We start from the raw sequence: 19,315 nt of genomic DNA, 5'->3' as shown, positions 1-19,315 counted from the left end.
AGTGGCTTAGGCACGATTTCCCTAAGTTTGTTAACAGGGAATTTCAATTTGGTATCAGTGAATAAGTTGGAACGAACAGAGAAGCATTACCTTGCCTAATGTACGCGGTATGGTGGATGAGTTGCCCAAATTCCCAAAAGCCGACATTCGAGTAAGATGCAGCGAACATCTGGTTCGAGCCCACAGCGGAAGTTCAAGTGTATCTACACAAATGGCCGCTTAATACCGTGATGTTTCTTCGTTTACGCGCTTCACCGCATCAATAAATGCCAGCACTTCTTTGGCATTCCCCGCAGTTCGATAGGAAATATAGAGGTCTATTTCCTGAACGCTCTCACGATAGGGAACAAACTTCAAACCTTTGGGCGACAACGATTGTACCCAGGCAGGTATAAGGGCGATGCCAATTCCATGCGCAACCAGTTGAAGCATCGTTGATTTATCGATGACTTCGCAGACAACATTAGGCTGCCAACCGCGATGTCTAAAGCTACCCCACAACATCTCGTGAAGTATCGGTCTAGAACGCTTTGGAAATCCTATTACCGGAACATCTTTGATATCCTCGACGGAAATCTCTTTCCTCTCCGACAGTGGATTGTCATCTGCTACGACGACAACCGCAGCCTGGCTGTGCAAGAATTCGGATGACAGGAATTCATCATCAGGGGATTTGCGCACAAATGCGACATCGGTCCTATGATTGACCAGTTCCTGAGTGTGATAGTCCGACGAAGAGATCTCGTTCAATTCGATATGCACGTCCGGATGGAGCTTTCGAAACTCGATCAAAGCAGGTGGAAACAGCAACGATAGCGCCTCATCAACACCACTTATCCGCAATGATTTCAGACCGCTGTCTGCTACATGGCGCACATTTGAGACCGACTTTTCGATATCCGCGAGGATACGTTGCGCATCCTTGAGAAATTCTGAGCCAGCTTGTGTCAAACTCACTTGGCGGGTGGTTCGAAACAACAGGGGAAATCCAAGTTCATGTTCAAGTGAAGAAATTCTTTCGGAAAGCGCCGGTTGGCTCAGGCCAAGGCGCTCTCCGGCTTTTCGAAAGTGGAGTTCTTCGGCAACCGCCACAAAACACTGAAGTTGTCTTAGCTCCACTCTGGCTCCTATTGGATAACATTGACCCGCATTTTCTGTGTCAGGTTACTTTCATATGCGCGAATGGATTGCGCAAGCTTCAGGGTGTCCAACGTGTCATCCCGCCCTTCCAGCAAAGCGGCGCGGGTTGCCTCATCCATTTCAAACGGATGACGTTGTGACCCAACTGAGATCCGACGATTGGTGATGTCGATGATGCATTGCCCTGCATCTGGATCGCGCGCGACCTGCATGAGTTCATCCCGCACTTCCGGGCTTACAATAGGCAGCGCCAAACCGTTTTTGCGGGCGTTGTCATAGAAGATCCCCGCAAAACCCGATCCAATGACGCCTTTAATGCCGAGCTGCATTAGGCCCCAAACTGCATGCTCGCGGCTGGAGCCACATCCAAAGTTGTCACCAACAACCAAGATAGACGCTTCTGTCCAAGGCGATCTGTTCAGAACGAATTCTGGGCGTTTGTTGTTGTCTTCATCAAACCGCAAATCGGCCAAGGTCCCATCTGCCAATCCCTCGCGAGTGATGGTGATCAGGAACCGTTTTGGCATGATGACATCAGTATCGACGTTAGGCTGCGGGAATGCTGCCATCAATCCTGTGACTTGATCCGGCATTACTCGGCTCCTTCAAACTGAAATTCGCGAATATCGGCGAGATGGCCTTTTACCGCTGCTGCTGCCACCATAGCTGGGCTCATCAAATGGGTGCGCGCGCCCCGACCCTGACGACCTTCGAAATTGCGGTTGGTGGAAGATGCGATGCGTTCACCGTCCATTGCGATGTCGTCATTCATCGCAAGGCACATGGAGCATCCACTTTCCGGCCGCCAGTCAAAGCCAGCGTCGATGAAGATCTTGTCGATCCCTTCGTTTTCAGCCTGCAAGCGCGTGTAAGTTGAGCCTGGCACGACGATTGCAGTGACGCCTGACACCACTTTGTTGCCTTTCAAGACTGCTGCCGCAGCACGCAGATCCTCGATGCGGCTATTGGTACAGGACCCGATAAATGCGCTGTCGATGGCGATATCCTGAACCGATTGGCCTGCGGAGAGCCCCATGTATGCCAGTGCCCGCTCTAACGCGGCTTTGGCTTTCGGGGTCGCTGTGTCACCTGCCGTTGGAACACGCCCGTCAATCGGAACTGACTGATCTGGGCTGGTGCCCCAACTTACGAGAGGTGCGATATCTTCCGCCGCGATATCAAAGGTCTGATCATGTACCGCGCTTTCGTCAGACCGCCATTCGGTCCCTCCAAAGTCGAAGCTTTCGCTATGCGCTCGGCCTTTGATCGCTGCCAGTGTTTTCTCATCTGCGGCGATCAGAGCGGCACGCGCACCCAGCTCAACGGCCATGTTGCAGATGGTCATCCGGCCTGACATATCTTGATCGCGAATGGCTGAGCCGGCGAATTCTACGGCATAACCATTTGCGCCACCCGCCCCGATAACCTGCACCACTTTCATGATGATGTCTTTTGCCGTCACACCCGGTGCCAAAGCGCCTTCGACATTCACCAGCATTGTTTTCAAGCGTTTATAGCGCAGGGTCTGCGTTGCCAGCACATGTTCAACTTCAGATGTTCCGATGCCAAAACCAAGCGCCCCAAAGGCACCATATGTGGTCGTGTGGCTATCGCCGCATGCAATCAACATACCCGGAGCAACCAGCCCCTGTTCAGGAACAACAACATGTTCAATTCCTTGGCGGGGGTCGCCCAAACCGTAGAAAGCGATGTTGTGTTTTCTGCAATTGTTCTCGAGATTATCGATCAGAAGTTTCGAGGCATCATCATGCGGGTCACGCTGACGGGTAGCATTAACGTGATCCACAACGGACAGGTGGGCTTCTGGTCGCCAGACATCCAGCCCCTTCTGATCCAATCCGGAAAAAGCCTGCGGGCTCGTGTATTCATTCATGATGTGGAAATCGACATACACGAGCATATCACCGTCCGGCAGATCACATACCTTATGCGCGTCCACCAGCTTGTCGTAGAGGGTTTTTGTCATTCAGCTGCATCCTTGGATTTGATCTGGCTTAGGAAAAAGGCGCGCATGCGCTCCGCGATTACCTGCGGAATTTCCTCAGCCATGTAATGAGTGGCATCGACAGCTTCTCCGCGCACATCGGAGGCTCGGTTTTGCCAAAGAGATAGGGCGTCAAAACAGCTTTCAATCACGCCGTGCTTGGCCCAAAGAACCTGCAACGGCTGCTGCAATTTCAAGCCGTTATCTGCGTTGTCATGTTCGATGTCGATTGTCGCCGCAGCGCGGTAATCCTCGCATGAGGCATGGATCGCTTCAGAGGATTGAAAGCTTAGCAAGTATTCCTCTAACGCTTCATCCGTGAACGGGTTTTCGCCTTTGGCTTGGTTAAAGCATTTCAGCTTCCAGAAGCCCGAGGGATCATTGCCGATGATTTGCTCGGGCAAGGGTGACTTTTGGATCAGGAAATACCAATGCCAATAGGTGGTTGCGAATTTCGAACCGGCCTTTGCATACATTTCACGTGTGGGCGCAATATCAAGCAAAGTTAGCCCAAGCACACGATCAGGGTAATCCAAACCCATACGATGGGCCACGCGCGCACCACGGTCATGAGCGCCAACATAAAAGGATTTGTGACCAAGCTGCTCCATCACAGCAACCATGTCCTTGGCCATTTCACGCTTTGAATAGGTTAGGTGTTGTGGATCAGAGGCGGGTTTCGAGGACCGACCATAGCCGCGTAGATCCGGGCAAATGACATGAAACGTGTCTGTCAATTGCGGTGCCACCGCATGCCACATCGCCGATGTTTGAGGATAGCCATGCAGCAACAGAAGCGCAGGCTTAGATGCGCCGTCACGGCTGTGTCGTAGGAAAATTGATTGCGCGCCAAAGTCCAACTTCAATTGGTCAAAATTCTCAAACATGGTGCGCTATTCCCTACAAAGCGGAGTCTCTTCGATAACTCTATTGGAATTATTCTAGATCATTATTCGGAATTAGTAATCAATACTGCCGAACAGTGATCGCCCAATTCTTATGTATCGTTTCCGTTAAGGCCGAGCCTGACGAACTGAAATCGGCTGCGACCTAATGGGAGGAAACAAGAATGAAGTTCACGAAACTTACAGCTTTGACAGTGGCGATGTCCGTCGGTGCGAGCGCTGCATTTGCAGCCTGCGATGCCGGCGAAACTGTTATCAAGTTCAGCCACGTCACCAACACCGATAAACACCCCAAAGGCATTGCCGCATCTTTGCTGGAACAACGTGTCAACGACGAGATGAACGGCAAAGCCTGCATGGAGGTGTTCCCGAACTCGACCCTATATAATGATGACAAAGTTCTGGAAGCACTGCTGCAAGGTGACATTCACTTAGCCGCGCCATCCCTGTCCAAGTTCGAGAAATTCACCAAGAAATTCCGTATCTTCGATCTGCCGTTCCTGTTTAAGAACATCGACGCAGTTGACGCATTCCAGACGTCTGACGCAGGGCAAGAGTTACTAGATTCCATGCAACGCCGCGGCCTTCAGGGCCTGACCTTCTGGCACAACGGCATGAAACAAATGTCTGCTAACGTGCCACTGATCACCCCTGCGGATGCAGATGGCCTGAAATTTCGCGTGATGTCTTCTGACGTTCTAGTGGCTCAGATGGAAGCGATTGGCGGTAGTCCCCAAAAGATGGCCTTCTCAGAAGTCTACGGCGCGTTGCAGCAAGGTGTTGTGGATGGGCAGGAGAACGTTTGGTCCAACATCTACGGCAAGAAGTTCTTCGAGGTCCAGGATGGGATCACCGAAACCAACCACGGCATCATCGACTATCTGGTGGTCACGTCCATCGACTGGCTTGAAAGCCTGGACGCTGATGTTCGCGATCAATTCCTGACAATCCTGAATGAAGTGACAGAGACACGTAACTCGGAATCATTCGCGGTGAACCAGAAGAACCGTCAGGCGATCATCGATGCCGGTGGAGAGATCCGCACGTTGACGGACGAAGAGCGCCAATCCTGGGTCGTTGCGATGCAGCCCGTCTGGGAACAGTTCTCAGGCGACATCGGACAGGACGCGATCGAAGCAGCAGTCCAGATCAACGCTGGTTTCTAATCCAAACGCATGGTTGGGCATGACATGTGCCCAACCAACACATGGTCTCGTTCAAGGAGGATCGGATCAATGACAGAACACGTGTCCGTTGTGGACCAAATAGAAGAAAAGCTGATCGCAGTGATCCTCGGACTAATGACAGTCTTGACCTTCGCGAACGTCGTCGCCCGCTACGCCTTTGACTCGAACATCCTTTGGGCATTGGAAATGACGGTCTTCTTGTTCGCTTGGCTGGTGCTGCTTGGTGCTGCTTATGCGGTCAAAAAGGGCACCCATCTGGGTGTGGACCTCGTCGTAAACATGCTCGACCGGGGTGCGCGCAAAGTGATGGCGCTTGTTGCGGTTTCTGTTTGCCTCGCCTTTGCATTCCTGATGATGAAGGGGGCTTGGGACTACTGGGCAAACTTCGCAAACCTTCCGGCCACCGAGGGCCGCTGGTTCCCGCTTGGCTTTGAAGAAGACTACCGGGCCAAGGGTTGGTATGAAACCAATGACATCCCAATGCCTGGCATTCTTGCGTGGATGGAAGACGTATTTAACGAGGGTGAGGACTATGAAAAGATCCCTCGCTTTCTGCCCTATTTCGTTCTGCCGCTTTCTGGGGCGCTGATCCTTGTGCGCTTTGTTCAATCAACAATCGCCATTCTCAACGGCACGATGGATCGCCTTGTGGCCAGCCATGAAGTCGAAGACGAGCTCGCCGAGCTTGAAGCTCAGAATGCGGAGGCAAAATAATGGAAGTCGTCCTTCTCTTTGGAATGGTCATCGGTTTTCTGATGATCGGTGTTCCGATCGCCGTATCGCTCGGCATGTCGTCGGTCCTATTTCTTTTGTGGTTCTCTGACAGCTCCCTGGCTTCTGTTTCGCAAACGCTTTTTGCTGCCTTTGAGGGCCACTTTACCCTGCTCGCAATCCCCTTCTTCATTCTGGCGTCGTCCTTCATGACCACCGGCGGCGTGGCGCGGCGGATAATCCGGTTTTCGATTGCTTGTGTTGGCCACTTGCCCGGCGGTCTGGCGATTGCAGGCGTGTTTGCCTGTATGCTCTTTGCTGCGCTGTCAGGATCAAGCCCGGCGACCGTGGTTGCTATTGGTACCATTGTCATCGCGGGCATGCGTCAAGTTGGCTATTCGAAAGAGTTCGCTGCGGGCGTCATCTGTAACGCAGGCACCTTGGGTATTCTGATCCCGCCCTCAATCGTGATGGTTGTTTACGCGGCTTCAGTAGAAGTATCCGTTGGTCGGATGTTCCTTGCAGGCGTTATTCCGGGGCTGTTGGCTGGTGTGATGCTGATGGTGACGATCTATGTCATTGCCAAGGTAAAGAACCTGCCAAAAGGCGAATGGAAGGGCTGGGGTGAAGTGCTTGCAGCTGGCCGAGATGCTGGTTGGGGTCTGTTCCTGATCGTGATCATCTTGGGGGGCATCTACGGCGGTATCTTTACACCGACAGAAGCCGCCGCAGTGGCCGCAGTCTACGCCTTCTTCATTGCGACCTTCATTTACAAAGACATGGGCCCATTGGCTGCACCGCGCGCCAAAAGCCTGTCTTCTGCGGCTATGGTCGAAGATGCGCCACTTGGGGATCCTACACCATTGCGGCAAAAGCCCTGGGCTTTGCTCACAGCTATCATTCACCCCGACACGCAGAGAACGCTGTTTGATGCAGGCAAACTGACCGTGACACTGTTGTTCGTCATCGCCAACGCTTTGATCCTGAAACACGTGCTGACAGACGAGCAAATCCCGCAACATATCGCCAATGCAATGCTGTCTGCCGGGTTTGGCCCAGTGATGTTCCTGATCGTGGTCAACATCATCCTGCTGATCGGTGGTCAGTTCATGGAGCCATCAGGCTTGTTGGTCATCGTCGCTCCGCTGGTGTTCCCAATTGCCATCGAACTGGGCATTGACCCAATTCATCTGGGCATCATCATGGTGGTCAATATGGAGATCGGGATGATCACACCTCCGGTTGGTCTAAACCTTTTCGTGACCTCGGGTGTCGCTGGTATGCCGATGATGAGCGTCGTTCGTGCAGCCCTTCCCTTCCTCGCTGTATTGTTCGTGTTCCTGATTATCGTTACGTATGTTCCGTTCTTATCAACGTTCCTCCCGAACACGTTCATGGGCCCGGAGATTATTACCCAATAAAAACATGAAACGCCGCCGAATTGGGCGGCGTTTTTCAATGCCAAGTGGTCTAGAGTGCATTCAAAGAGAGCATCCGCACCGTCCGCAACGAAAGTCCGCTTCCCACCCTAGCTGCTTTCGAGAAGCGAGAAATGCGGCCGTTCGTACTGCGAGGATCAACGGCGGCTTTGTCCCGCTAAGCAGACACTGGGCAAGACGGTTGCAAATGGCGGCAACGCGGACGAAGCTGCCGTTCATCTATCGGATTTAACTTATGCAGCATCCTTGATGTTGCGGTGCGACGCAAGACGCCCATCCGGTCATTCGTGCGTGTCGATTTCGGCCGGACCGAGACCGCACTTTCGATGCAGAATGATCAGACAAACCAAACGCGGGACTTTCTCGCCTTTTGCTCCGGCGGTTGTTGCTGACACAGCATCGCTTCGCGGGCGCGGAACGTCCTTCTCACGTGAACGAGCAGCAGCTATCGGCATGTTGTTGTCCGTTGATTTGGAAGCAGACAGCACAATCTGACCCGGGCAAGTCTTTAGGAAGCTTGGCGCACCTTAAACGGACGTTTCTGCACGATGAGACCACTAGGATTACGCTAACGACAGATACGAACTCCCTTTCTTGGGCGAATGGCCGCTGTGGCAGGGGATCATTCAATCCATTACCGAATTACTTGAATTTTCGTGCTAAAATACACCTCTATACCAACCTCTTGCACGCATAGTTGGAGATTTTAGATTGATTGTAGGGCGCAACGCTGAGCTGGAGCTTCTAAACGGGCTTCTGTCATCCGTGCCCCGGACCGGGGGGCAGCTTGTTTTGGTTTGTGGTGAAGCAGGGATCGGCAAGTCTTTCTTTATCGAATGCTTTCTGCAGCAAACTGAGTTCCCCCACAGATCTGCGATTGCATGGTGTGACCCGCTCAACACACCAAGACCGCTTGGCCCGGTGCGGGATCTATCTGCCATCCTATTGGGAGATGATGTTAGAAGTGATGGGAGCATTGACTATTTCGAGAAACTTGTCAGCTTCACGCAGAAATCGGAACAGACACTGATCCTTGTCATTGAAGATTTGCACTGGGCAGATCAGAAATCGTTGGACTGGCTCGTTTTTTTCGGACGACGCTTGTCGCAACTGCCCGTACTGTTGATCTGCAGTTACCGCGACGACGAGATCGGGCCGTCTCATGAACTGCGCAAGGCGCTCTCGACGATCCCCGCAGCGCGCAAGACTTATGTCGAATTGCCCCCCCTTTCGGTGGATCATGTGCGCCAGATGGGATCGCATTGTCGTTACAGTGCCGCGATGCTTCATGAAATTACTGGCGGGCAACCGTATTTCGTTGCTGAATTGCTCAATTCAGACGCAGATTTAACGATGCTGCCGCAATCGATTTCTGACGTAATCAATGCGCGGCTTGCAGTGTTGTCGCCCCAATTGCAACGATTTCTCGAGACCATTGCATGCTCTCCCGGTGAGTTGCCCGATACGATTGTAAAACGCTTGCCCTTTGAAGATGTTACAACGCTTTGCGATAGGGCAATAGCGCAGCGGATACTGCTGGCAGTCGGGAAGGCCGTGAAGTTTCGACATGAAGTCGCCCGTCTTATCGTGGCAGCTCGTATGACCCCTGGCGAACTGCAGCAGGCGCATAAGATGTTTTTAACGGCCCATCTGGCGCAACCCGACGCCGTCCAGGAGTTGGATACAATCGTATTTCACGCGGAGGGGGCGCAGGACACCGACGTTCTACTGGAGTACGCGCAAAGAGCCGCGAGTAACGCCGCAACACTTGGCGCGCACCGTGAGGCCGCGTTGTTTCTGGGGACCGCACTAGAATATGTAGGCGATACCGATATTCAAACAGCCGCTGAGATGAATGAACGCTGGGCCTATGAAGCCGGTCTGTCGCTTAGGATTGACGATGACGTTATTGCGGCGCGAGAACGGGCCGTATCGCTTTGGACGCAAATTGGCCGATCTGATCGCGTTGGCGAGAATCTGCGATGGTTGTCACGACTTCACTGGTATCGAGGTGAGGCAAACAGAGCAGAACGCTATATTTTGCAAGCTATCAAAATCCTCGAAACGGATACGTTGTCATCTGAGACCGGCAAAGCCTATGCGTTAAGGGCGCAGTTCTTCATGTTGCAGGAAGAAATGGTGGAAGCTGTTAAGTGGGCCAAGCGCGCGCTGGAAGTGGCAGATATAACGAATGACTTCGAGACCCAAGCGCATGCCCTGAACACGATGGGTTCGGCGAAACTGTTTCGTGGCGACCTTGAGGGGGAGGTGGAATTACGACGCAGTTTAGAGGTTTCTCACCGCCATGCGCTCCATGAACAGGCAGCACGCGCTTACACAAATCTGTCTGAATGTTTGATCGAATTGCGTGTGTTCGACCGCGCCGAGACGCTTCTTGAGGAAGGGATTGCGTTTGATACCGCCAATGATCTGGACGCTTGGACCTTTTACCTGATCGGGCGCAAGGCACAGCTACGTTTTGAGCAGAACCGCTATGATGAAGCGATCGAGATAGCCCAAGGGGTGCTTACACAGCCAAACCAGACGGTGCTAATGCAAATGCCCGCAAGGATCATTCTGGCCCGTGGCGGCATCCGACGGGGTGATGAGGGCGCGGATGAAAGTTTGTTCGAAGCTTTAAGCCATGCCGACCAAATCGGCGAACCGCAGTATCAGCTGACAACTTTGATCGCACATGTTGAACTGGGTGTCCTTCAAGGTGACCCATGTATAGCCGCAGAGGCTCTCAATCGGCTCGCAGCGTTTGATGCGGCAGCGTTCAGTCCGGTCAAACGGGCCGAGTACTTGTTTTGGCGGCATTTAGCAGAAGCACCCATTGATACCACCGATACGCTTGAGCCCTACTGCCTCGTGCTGGCTGGTGCGTATCTGGAAGCCGCAGACGCGTTTGAAGCCAGAGGTGACAGCTATCTAGCTGGTTGGACATTGTCACAGCACGCTTCAGATGCCTCTCACGCAAGGGCCGATGCACTGTTTCAGTCTTGTGGTGCACTGGCTGCCCGCCGCGCCTTGCGTCAGCGCTCGAACCTTCCGTCCATCTCGAACAATCCACGCGGACCCTATCGTGCTGCTCGCGAACACCCCTATGACTTGACCGCAAAAGAGCAGACCGTGCTAGCGATGATGGCCGATGGAAAAAGCAACGCAATCATCGCGGATCAACTATCTCGGTCACGCCGTACCATCGAAAATCATGTCTCGTCGATCCTGTCAAAACTTAGCTGCAAGAACCGCTTAGAGGCCGCTTTGCGCGCGCAAAGCGAGCCTTGGATCTTGCCAAAACCAGCTTAACCAAGCGCACTTTCACCAAAAAGTAGGTATCCAGCCATCGAAAATTGAGTGCGTACACTCATGACGTGTATCCGTACGTGCACTATTTCTGGGCAAAGAAAAGCTTAGTCACCATTGTTAAACCCATTTTCAAGCGCGGGGGATTTTTTGATGTTGGGACCTGCATATTGCTTCACGGTGCTAGATAGAGCCATTGGCGAGCTGCATGATGGAGACGCTGCGGATCAGTCCAAGGCGAACATCTTGTTGGCCCACAAATCATTCGCCTATCTCGGTGCGCTCGGACCGCTTTTGCGGGAATACACGCCTCTCATTCCTGCCGAATTCAATTCATGGCGAGACACTCGGGAATTTCAGACCAAACTCGAAAACGAGGGTCTCGTGAGCCTATCGGAAGAAGAGCTGAACCAGCTCCTTCGGCTTCACCGTCGGGCCATGATGGTCGGGTATGGAGAGCTGTTCAAACAGGTTCGGACGCAATGGCCGTTGTTGCAGACTACATATGCGCTCTTGGATGATCTGGATGCGATCGCAGAAAACGAAGATCTGTCGGCGCTCAAGGCGCGGAAGGATGATATTGATGCGCTCGGCGAGGTCCTGAAGGGTGAAACCGGTGATGATGCGGAGGAAGAAGAAGACGGGGAGGGGGAAGAAGAAAAGGAACCGTTTGGCTTTGAGGAAGAACGGAAACTCATCGATGATTTGAATGGTTTGTTCCGTCCATTTTTGCAAACAGAACCCGCCAAAATCTCTGACGAGATTGATGATCCGGAAGAAATCGAGGCCGCAGAAAGTGCTGCAACAACATCAGCCTATTTCTCGACAAGCACAGCAACCTGGCGAGAGACGGAGTTGATGAGATGGCGCCGGACTGGAGACTTTGCACGCGGCCTTCTGGATGCAGCTGGCGACGACGACAGACTGAAAGCCTATGCTTACGGATATATGGCCCATGTGGCGGCGGCGGTCACTGGTCAACCCTTCATCAATTCAATCGTCGGGGGGCCATATCGTAGTCACTGGTGGCGACACAGGTTTGTAACAAACCACATCGACAGCTGGATTTACGGGTTCTACGGCGCATCCGCTGACATGATCGGCGACACGCCCGAACCCCCATATGAGGACTGGCCAGAGCTCTGCTCTGCGAAGCTTCATGAAAAAATCGACCTTGGTCTCGGATTGAATGGACTTGAGTATATCCACGCTGTGCTAGGTCAGAACGAAGCAGGAGAGAGTGTCGCAGAACCCAGTAGCGACGATCTGGATGTGCTTGCCGAGTTCCTGTCTTCAGTGACGACAGATGTTTACGCCGAGGATGGTGAGCTGCCACTTTCATCGCTGCAGATTGGGCAGGATTTTACGCCCGAGAGCTTCCGTTTAGCTTATCTCGGATTATCGTCTGTCCTCTGGCTTCAGACCAGTGGAGAGGGCCCGGTCTGCGCGCGCAAATTGAAGGCATCTCCACCCGACGAATGTTTTGAAAACCCACCTGACTGGGTCGACGAAGTAGGTTCACCTCCCAGCCCGAGCAAATACAAAGGGGCATTGGCGGGGTCAATCATCCTGGCGATACTCGCCTTGATTTCGCTACTAACGGGTGGTCTTGCCGCGGGTGTTGCCGCACTGGCCGGCGCTGCAGGCACCGCAGTAGTAACATCCAACGTCTTCTGGAAGGAACTGCGCTGCACGCTTTATTGGACACGATACATGGTGCGCGCGATTGAACTCAAAACCGCGGACTTTCTTGTTGATACAACATTGGCTTGTCCAAGCGCTGTTCTGCTTGGGGGCATAGGCGAACTTAGCGGAACCGTTGGACCGACGCTTGATGCCGAGGGCCGTCCACTAACTCGTACCAGCATTCCGGACCAACTATACCCCCGCCAAATGAATCGCGGGATCGACGAGGTTCCACATCCACCCGATATTGGATATTCTGGATACCCAATCGTCGCTGATGCCGAGACACCGGAAGTCGTGATCTGGCCCAGTCTAGGCGCTAACCGCTACGCGAATTTTGCGCTTGATGGCGACGGCGTATTTCCGATGCAAGGCACTGGCATCATGGAGCCAGTCACGTTTCCAACTTCAGCCGGCACAGCCGGGGGCACCCAGTTTTTTGGGAATTCGGTCGAAAACGCAATTCAGGTCATTCGCGACGACGCGGTGGGGCTTGAAAACTTTAATCTCGATGCAGACAGGGGATACGGCTGGCTTGCCTGGGCTACTAATCTTCCCGACCTGCCATCCGTTCCACCCTTTGAACCCGTTGATGCCAGCTGATTGGAGATTGCAATGAGCCATCGTTATGACAAGAAATCACCAAAGGGCTGTGACCCATATGACAAGCTGGACGAGCCTCGCCTGCCGTACAACCCATTCCCGTGGCCCAGAGTCGAAGATCTGCCCAGATTTCCCGAGCTCCCAATCAGCGTTTTTCTTGTGCTCAGGGGTACGATCCCGGATGACGGATCTCGTCCCATCGCAACTCTGGGTGGCGGCTCGCCTGACATACAGATCGATGGGCCGACAACGACGTTGTTCACGCTTACAAACATCGCCCATCTGGTGCCGGCACCCGGCAGCGAACAGAGAATTGCCGCTCGGGTCTGGAACTTTGGCGACAATACTGCGGTAGCTGCAAGGGTGCGATTCTGGGAAGTCCGCACTTTGCAAGGCTCAAGCCCAGAGCCCGAGCTGATTGGCGCAGCGTTTATCGACGTGCCTTACCGATCATCGATATCAGTACAATGTCCCGAAGTTTGGCGACCATCCAATGCCAGCCGCGTGAGCGTCATGGTCGATGTCAGCGACGCGGTCAATGACCCAGTTACGGCCCCATTCGACCCGTTTTCTGATCGTCACGTCGCCCAGAAGATTATCGTTTCTGCCTAATCTATCTGCGGCGCAGCTGGCAGACACCACGCACACACCACGCAGACAATAAGGTGACGGCTCGACCGACGCCAACAACCGAGAATTTGCCAAACGACCCTGTTGAGAAAACCAAACTCGTAATCAGTTTCACTTAAACTTTTTTAGTTCATCCTACAAACAAGGAGCATTCGTCATGACAGACACACTTTTTCCATCGCGCAGTTTAAGCAGCGGGCCCTCTCATTCTGAAGGGTGTGATACCCATCCCGAAAACCAGTCATGTGGTTGTGAACCAAGCAATGCGGGCGCAGATTGTCCTGATACCGCGTCGCACGAGCCGCCGCCTCGGGATTTTGTTGCCGAGAATTGCGGGCCGGATGGCCAGCCGCTCGACGATACTGCGAGTGCGCCCTATCCACTAGCGACTATCGCGCTGTCCAACGGCGCGAAGATCGAGTTTGAAGCCGTTGAAGAACAACGCGGACAATTTGGCGTGGCGATGCGTGAACTTGGACATACCGAGCGAATGATGCCGTCGGTCCTTGGAATGATGGCTCAGCGTAGTGCCCCCGATATCTATGCGGCCCTGTGTCCAGGAAAACCAGTACCCAAAGTCGTCGCCGCACTTAGCAAACAGGCTACAAAACAAGAACTGGTTGATGCAGTGCAGGAGCCTATCGAGGCGGATCTTGATGAACTTGGCATTCAACCGGATGTCGCTTTGGGATCGTCGAGTGGTGGCGGTTATGGCGGCCAGTTCTGTGTGTCCGGCGCAGGCTGGCATGCGTTTCGTAATTTCGCCTGCTTCGGCTCATATCCTTCCAACGCCTGGAGGTGGTGCGACCCAAGCGCTTCATACTACTGGCGCGATCGCTGGACCATAAACCACAAGCGTCGCAATTCCTTTGGCATTACGGCAACCTGTGGCGGCCCGGCTGAAACCCGGCATTACCGCCAGCGGCTCAACGGCAGTTGGAAAAGGATGAAGACGTGGTATTTGCCAACCAGCCATTGGCAATGGACGCGCTTTGAAGGTAATTTTAAGTATGATCGTTGGGTCGCCCACGTGTCGTCGACTCAAGGAGGTGCATCATTCGTGCGCAGCGCGACCGTAATCTATAACTGAAGCGCCTAGGTCAGTCCGTGCTTCTGACCAGCGGTCAGAACAGGCGAACGGACACGCCAGAAATCAGGTCCCAGCGCACTGTAAAAGGATGCACTGGGGCCGTTTGGCTCGATCAACCTCTTACGCTGTTAACCAGCCAATCAAGGCATGGAGTTGCAGCAGCTGCAACTGAATTTGATTTACGAAATGCTAGCCTGGCATGCATTGAATATTAGGGACCATAGCACTGACAGCGTTAACACGCCGCGTCTTGTTGTGTGCCCCATCGGGTGGTCCGGTTTGTTTGTTAGTGCATCGTGGGCCTCTGGTCCATCGGAACGATGCTTTCTGGTGCAGGCGGACGATAGCCCAAGGTCAACATCCAATTTACTGAAACTAGCAGCCAGCAACGCATCTCACCACAAGACGCTTCCTGCAAATGACCCCACTCATACGGACCAAACCCTTTGCACATTTCAAAAGGTAAATTACCTTGAAGAAATAGGCAAAACTGGCCAGACGCCGAAATTTCCAATCGTTAAAAATCAAAGACTTACAAAAGACCAAAAGGTAACTTTACCTGAAGCTCAACACCTGGTGTCGAACACCAACGTAAGTTGCCTTTTGGACCACTATTTTACCTTTTAATTGAGAAATTTCCGGTCGGACCGGGTTTTGAGAAGATCCCCTGCCCTACCTTCTCAAGTATCTTGCACAATCTAAGATCTCTGATCAGGATACGCTATCGCATTCTGAAGCAGTTCTGGCTGCTTCAGAACCTTCACCCTACTTGAAAACGCTGCGGCCGCAGCTCGCATAGCCGCCGTTCGTCGCGGCCGCAAACTCTGGGCTTGCTCGATTTCAAACTGTGCGGGACAAAGCCGACGGCGGCGAAGAAGATGGTGAGGTCTGCTTTTCCAGGTGACAGGGCAAATCCAGTTAGAAAATCACCGTGGAACATTCTCCGGTGTCAGCACCTGAACCGTCGAGATTGGCGCCTCAAATAGATCGTTAGACAGTCGATGGTAGGCCAAAAAGGCGTTGAAGGCGTTTCGTATGTCCAGTTGCAGATCGTGATGCAGGACGAAGTCCAAGCGCCTGTCCTGGATCAGCTCTCTGTTTTCCCTATCAAGGTCATGGGCCACGTACACCTTGGGGCGAAGACCATTGTCCTCCAGCGTGCGTAGGATCGATCGGTTGCCGCCCCCCATCGAATAGACCGCGAGTAGATCACGAATGTCGTTCATGGACTTCGTGAGGAGCTTCGATGTTTCAAAGTCCACTCCGCTGCCACCTTGGACAGCAAGGACCTGTAGACTCGAGCGCTCGCGTGCCAAGGCTTCGACAAACGCGAACTCTCGTTCCTCTTCGCCCAGAAAGCGTTCATGGCTGCGCGTAGCCAAGACCATTCCCGGCATATCTCCAAGCGTTCGGGAGATAAGATAAGCAGCTGTGCGTCCCGCACTAGCGTTGTCCAACCCGACATAGGCAAGACGATCAGCTCCTCCAATGTCGGTCACAAGCGTGACTACGGGGATCCTGGCGTTGGCCAGCATTCTGACGGCGTCTCTTATCTTTGCTGTGTCGCGGGCCTTGATGCAGACGCCCTGGCTGCCGCGTTTCATGATCCGCCCGAGCGCTGCAATGACCTCCTCTTCTTCCATGACGTCCTGCAGCAGAAATCGCGGGCGGCATACTGCAGTTCCTATCTGGGGAACTATGGCTTCGGCAGCCGCCTTCACCTCGCGGCTGAAGCGTGATGGCGCCTCCACAACGAAGTCGAAGAACAAACGTCTTCCACGGGCAGCAAGCTGGGCTTCCTGGGATTTCAACTCTTCCATTGCAGCCGTAACACGCAACTTTGTCTGCGGGCTCACATGGGCCCGGTCATTCAGAGCCCGATCGACAGTGGCGGTGCCAAGACCTGCCTGCCTTGCGATCTCTTTGATGGGAAAGCGGTGCGTCATTTGATGTGTTTTTGATGTGTTTTAGGACTCAATGCAATCCCCATTGCCCTATCCTTGTCGCGACAAGGGAGGAGCCGTCATGAAGGACACCATCGACAAAACCATCGCCTACTACGAGCCGGATACCTGTGATCTGGGCGAGTTCACAGCACTCATCGATCAGAAAACACGCCCTGAGCAGGTGCCGCATGCGGCTCTGATCGAAAAGAACATCCCCGTCTACGACATGGCGGACCTGCGTACCGCTCTCGAGGATGACCAGACGCGTCGCACGCTTATGTCGGAATGGGCGCAAGTCCTGCGCTCGGGTGCAGGGGTTGTGGCGCTGAAGGGGACCTATGCCGATACGGCGGTTCTGGATGAGGCAACCCGCATCTACGAAAGCATTATCGCAGAAGAGAAGCAGGGAACTGGGGGCGCCGGCGATCATTTCGCAGCGTCGGGAGCAAACGATCGAATCTGGAACGCGCTTCAAAAGCTCTGCGAAGCCTCGCCCGAGGCGTTTCTGAACTACTTCGCAAACACTTCTATCGCGGCAGTTTGCGAAGCTTGGTTGGGGCCGAATTATCAGATGACAGCGCAAGTAAACCTCGTTCACCCGGGCGGCGCAGCTCAGCAGGCTCATCGCGACTATCATCTGGGGTTTCAAACCGCCGACGTCAGCGCGTCTTATCCTGCGCACGTCCACGATGTCTCACCAATTCTGACGCTTCAGGGCGCTGTTGCACATTGCGACATGCCTTTGGAAAGCGGCCCGACCAAGCTGCTACCCTTCTCTCAAACATATCGTCCGGGGTATGCAGCGTGGCGCCGAGATGACTTTCGGGTGCTTTTCGAGGAGCGCCATGTGCAGTTGCCGTTGGCCAAAGGGGATGCAGTGTTCTTCTCCCCCGCTCTGTTTCACGCTGCCGGTGCCAATACGAGCCATGACATTCACCGCTTCGCCAACCTTTTGCAGGTGTCATCGGCCTTCGGTCGCGCTATGGAGACGGTCGATCGGGAGAGAATGTGCAAGCTGCTCTACCCGCATGCGCTTCGCGCCTGGCAGGAAAACAGGCTCAGCCCCGCCGAATTGTCCGCGGCAATCGCTGCGACCGCCGAGGGGTACTCGTTCCCGACAAACCTAGATCGCGATCCCCCGATAAACGGTCTTGCACCGGAAACCCAAGCCGCCTTCCTTCGGCGCGCGTTGGCTGAGGGTGTTGAAGAGCCTGACTTTGCCGATCGGCTGAATCAGATGAGTAAAGCACGCGGGGCTTAGACCCGGGCGGCCTTGGCAGTCGATCTCCAAAGCGGTCGCCGGTTGTTCATTTAACTTTCGCTCGCTTTGGGCTCTCTGCCGACCTTCTCCGCACGCGCACGTGAGCATGCTAAGCTGAATTGCCAACGTCTGGTTGGCGCTGTGGTGGATCGTGGCGGATGGGAGGAACCATTATGACCATTGCAAACTTACCTGCCATTCGCGCGTGTCGCCCAGCCTGGAACAAGGGCCGGGTTGTCGGACAGAAACGTCCGCTGATGTCAAAACACGTCTGGGCCATTGGGGTGCAGCATGAAATCGCCGAGAACCATCGCGATCTGGCGCTGTTCAACCTTGCCATCGATAGCAAGCTTCGCGGATGCGATTTGGTGAAGCTGAAGGTCGCGGACATCTATGCCTCGGGCCAGGTCAAGGAACGGGCTTCGATTATCCAAAGCAAAACCCAAAGACCGGTGCGCTTCGAGATCACCGAAGGCACGCGTAGATCGATCCTGCGATGGATGGAGGAGCCGCTGATGGTTGGCTCGGAATTCCTATGGCCGGGGCGTTTTCATGAACGGCTGCACATTTCGACCCGGCAATATGCACGGCTTGTGCTTGAATGGGTCAAGTCCATCGGGCTCGATCCAACATCATTCGGAACTCATTCTATGAGACGAACCAAGGTTGCGCACATCTATCGCAAGACCGGCAACCTGCGTGCGGTTCAACTGTTACTCGGTCACACAAAGATGGACAGCACCGTTCGATACCTTGGCGTCGAACTTGAAGACGCTCTGGCGATCTCCAAAGCTGTTGAAATCTAAAGACATGGGCCATTTTCACAGACGGCCCATTCCTGCCATTTGCCGACCGGTCGAGATGCTGCGGTTGCAGGTCGTATTCCGGACATTCGCTGCAAGCATGTACTCAGGGCTTCGTCGAACTCACACAGTGCGGACCGAGACGCCAATTGGCCAAGAAGTTGAAGATCAGATTTGTCCGGTCAGGTCGGCTTCTGCCCAGTTTGCAAAAGCAAACTCGGCGCGCGTGAGAAAAGGCGCGTTTTCTGAAAGTTTTCTCAATTCTTCAAGTGATGAATACAACGGCGTTGATGGATCAATTCTTGCTTGAGCACGGCTTCTGAAGAATTTCCCGTACTCTTCCACATACACACGGTCCTTTGGCGGCATGTCAGCGAGATGGTTGGTCAGGAAGTTGTCATAGTGGTGATCCGCTTCCGCAAACCTGTCCTGCCGATGCCGCGCCATTGCACGAAAAAGTTCCGCCTTGGCCAAGAAATATGGTTGCGCTTGGAACCCGTCCAGACGGTCAAGAACACCCTGGTAGTCGCCTGCTTGCATCGACTTCGCTGCCCTATGAAAAACACCGGCGGCCCTGATGTTGCGAATGAGCTTCATAGG

General features: G+C 53.8%; 15 protein-coding genes. 9 read left to right on the top strand and 6 right to left on the bottom strand.

The window, feature by feature from the left end:
- Positions 1-219: 219 nt before the first annotated feature.
- Genes MWU55_RS07525 through MWU55_RS07510 form a run of 4 tightly spaced genes read right to left on the bottom strand, consistent with a single transcriptional unit; the run spans position 220 to position 4,032 of the window.
- Positions 220-1,119, bottom strand: a complete 900-nt coding sequence (locus MWU55_RS07525) for a LysR substrate-binding domain-containing protein (RefSeq protein WP_246935345.1) — start codon at positions 1,117-1,119, stop codon at positions 220-222.
- Between the two features lie 8 nt (positions 1,120-1,127).
- On the bottom strand, positions 1,128-1,733 hold the full coding sequence (leuD, locus tag MWU55_RS07520; protein ID WP_246935344.1) for a 3-isopropylmalate dehydratase small subunit: 606 nt from the start codon (positions 1,731-1,733) through the stop codon (positions 1,128-1,130).
- The gene (leuC, locus tag MWU55_RS07515) at positions 1,733-3,127 is read right to left on the bottom strand and encodes a 3-isopropylmalate dehydratase large subunit (protein ID WP_246935342.1); all 1,395 of its coding nucleotides are present in this window, start codon (positions 3,125-3,127) and stop codon (positions 1,733-1,735) included. Before leuC ends, leuD begins: the two co-directional genes overlap by 1 nt.
- Positions 3,124-4,032: an alpha/beta hydrolase gene (locus MWU55_RS07510; protein WP_246935340.1), complete on the bottom strand. Its 909-nt coding sequence runs from the start codon at positions 4,030-4,032 to the stop codon at positions 3,124-3,126. Before MWU55_RS07510 ends, leuC begins: the two co-directional genes overlap by 4 nt.
- Positions 4,033-4,214: 182 nt before the next feature.
- Here MWU55_RS07510 and MWU55_RS07505 point away from each other — a divergent pair, with 182 nt between their 5' ends.
- From MWU55_RS07505 to MWU55_RS07475, 7 genes are all read left to right on the top strand, one after another.
- Entirely contained in the window at positions 4,215-5,216 is a 1,002-nt protein-coding gene (locus tag MWU55_RS07505; RefSeq protein WP_246935338.1) for a DctP family TRAP transporter solute-binding subunit, read from the top strand.
- 69 nt (positions 5,217-5,285) lie between these two features.
- Entirely contained in the window at positions 5,286-5,951 is a 666-nt protein-coding gene (locus MWU55_RS07500; RefSeq protein WP_246935337.1) for a TRAP transporter small permease, read from the top strand.
- Positions 5,951-7,369, top strand: a complete 1,419-nt coding sequence (locus MWU55_RS07495) for a TRAP transporter large permease (RefSeq protein WP_246935335.1) — start codon at positions 5,951-5,953, stop codon at positions 7,367-7,369. Before MWU55_RS07500 ends, MWU55_RS07495 begins: the two co-directional genes overlap by 1 nt.
- Before the next feature lie 729 nt (positions 7,370-8,098).
- Entirely contained in the window at positions 8,099-10,699 is a 2,601-nt protein-coding gene (locus MWU55_RS07490) for an AAA family ATPase (protein ID WP_246935334.1), read from the top strand.
- Between the two features lie 150 nt (positions 10,700-10,849).
- A complete protein-coding gene (locus tag MWU55_RS07485) occupies positions 10,850-12,985 on the top strand; it encodes a hypothetical protein (protein WP_246935329.1) in 2,136 nt (711 codons plus the stop codon).
- A gap of 12 nt (positions 12,986-12,997) precedes the next feature.
- Positions 12,998-13,597 carry a hypothetical protein gene (locus MWU55_RS07480; protein ID WP_246935328.1) on the top strand — a complete coding sequence of 200 codons (600 nt, stop codon included), beginning with the start codon at positions 12,998-13,000 and terminating at the stop codon, positions 13,595-13,597.
- A 175-nt stretch (positions 13,598-13,772) separates the two neighbouring features.
- On the top strand, positions 13,773-14,705 hold the full coding sequence (locus MWU55_RS07475; RefSeq protein ID WP_246935327.1) for a hypothetical protein: 933 nt from the start codon (positions 13,773-13,775) through the stop codon (positions 14,703-14,705).
- A gap of 926 nt (positions 14,706-15,631) precedes the next feature.
- Here the strand turns inward: MWU55_RS07475 and MWU55_RS07470 are convergent.
- Entirely contained in the window at positions 15,632-16,651 is a 1,020-nt protein-coding gene (locus MWU55_RS07470) for a LacI family DNA-binding transcriptional regulator (RefSeq protein WP_246935326.1), read from the bottom strand.
- 79 nt (positions 16,652-16,730) lie between these two features.
- Here MWU55_RS07470 and MWU55_RS07465 point away from each other — a divergent pair, with 79 nt between their 5' ends.
- Both MWU55_RS07465 and MWU55_RS07460 read left to right on the top strand, forming a co-directional pair.
- Positions 16,731-17,912 (top strand): phytanoyl-CoA dioxygenase family protein, encoded by a 1,182-nt coding sequence (locus MWU55_RS07465; RefSeq protein WP_246935325.1) that lies wholly within the window; start codon positions 16,731-16,733, stop codon positions 17,910-17,912.
- A gap of 173 nt (positions 17,913-18,085) precedes the next feature.
- Complete coding sequence (locus MWU55_RS07460; protein WP_246935324.1) at positions 18,086-18,718, top strand: tyrosine-type recombinase/integrase; 633 nt, start codon at positions 18,086-18,088, stop codon at positions 18,716-18,718.
- 165 nt (positions 18,719-18,883) lie between these two features.
- Here MWU55_RS07460 and MWU55_RS07455 read toward each other — a convergent pair whose 3' ends face one another.
- A complete protein-coding gene (locus MWU55_RS07455; protein ID WP_246935323.1) occupies positions 18,884-19,312 on the bottom strand; it encodes a hypothetical protein in 429 nt (142 codons plus the stop codon).
- Positions 19,313-19,315: the final 3 nt, after the last annotated feature.

The organism is Aliiroseovarius sp. F20344 (assembly GCF_023016155.1).
Lineage (GTDB): Bacteria > Pseudomonadota > Alphaproteobacteria > Rhodobacterales > Rhodobacteraceae > Aliiroseovarius.
The sequence above is the reverse complement of the archived record's forward strand: the minus strand, read 5'-3'. Positions and strand labels throughout refer to the sequence as shown.

Coding starts and splice junctions, on each gene's coding strand:
- MWU55_RS07475 (WP_246935327.1), top strand. CDS start 13,773: ATGACAGACACACTTTTTCCATCGCGCAGTTTAAGCAGCGGGCCCTCT.
- MWU55_RS07480 (WP_246935328.1), top strand. CDS start 12,998: ATGAGCCATCGTTATGACAAGAAATCACCAAAGGGCTGTGACCCATAT.
- leuC (WP_246935342.1), bottom strand. CDS start 3,127: ATGACAAAAACCCTCTACGACAAGCTGGTGGACGCGCATAAGGTATGT.
- MWU55_RS07485 (WP_246935329.1), top strand. CDS start 10,850: ATGTTGGGACCTGCATATTGCTTCACGGTGCTAGATAGAGCCATTGGC.
- MWU55_RS07510 (WP_246935340.1), bottom strand. CDS start 4,032: ATGTTTGAGAATTTTGACCAATTGAAGTTGGACTTTGGCGCGCAATCA.
- MWU55_RS07460 (WP_246935324.1), top strand. CDS start 18,086: ATGACCATTGCAAACTTACCTGCCATTCGCGCGTGTCGCCCAGCCTGG.
- MWU55_RS07465 (WP_246935325.1), top strand. CDS start 16,731: ATGAAGGACACCATCGACAAAACCATCGCCTACTACGAGCCGGATACC.
- MWU55_RS07500 (WP_246935337.1), top strand. CDS start 5,286: ATGACAGAACACGTGTCCGTTGTGGACCAAATAGAAGAAAAGCTGATC.
- leuD (WP_246935344.1), bottom strand. CDS start 1,733: ATGCCGGATCAAGTCACAGGATTGATGGCAGCATTCCCGCAGCCTAAC.
- MWU55_RS07505 (WP_246935338.1), top strand. CDS start 4,215: ATGAAGTTCACGAAACTTACAGCTTTGACAGTGGCGATGTCCGTCGGT.
- MWU55_RS07470 (WP_246935326.1), bottom strand. CDS start 16,651: ATGACGCACCGCTTTCCCATCAAAGAGATCGCAAGGCAGGCAGGTCTT.
- MWU55_RS07455 (WP_246935323.1), bottom strand. CDS start 19,312: ATGAAGCTCATTCGCAACATCAGGGCCGCCGGTGTTTTTCATAGGGCA.
- MWU55_RS07495 (WP_246935335.1), top strand. CDS start 5,951: ATGGAAGTCGTCCTTCTCTTTGGAATGGTCATCGGTTTTCTGATGATC.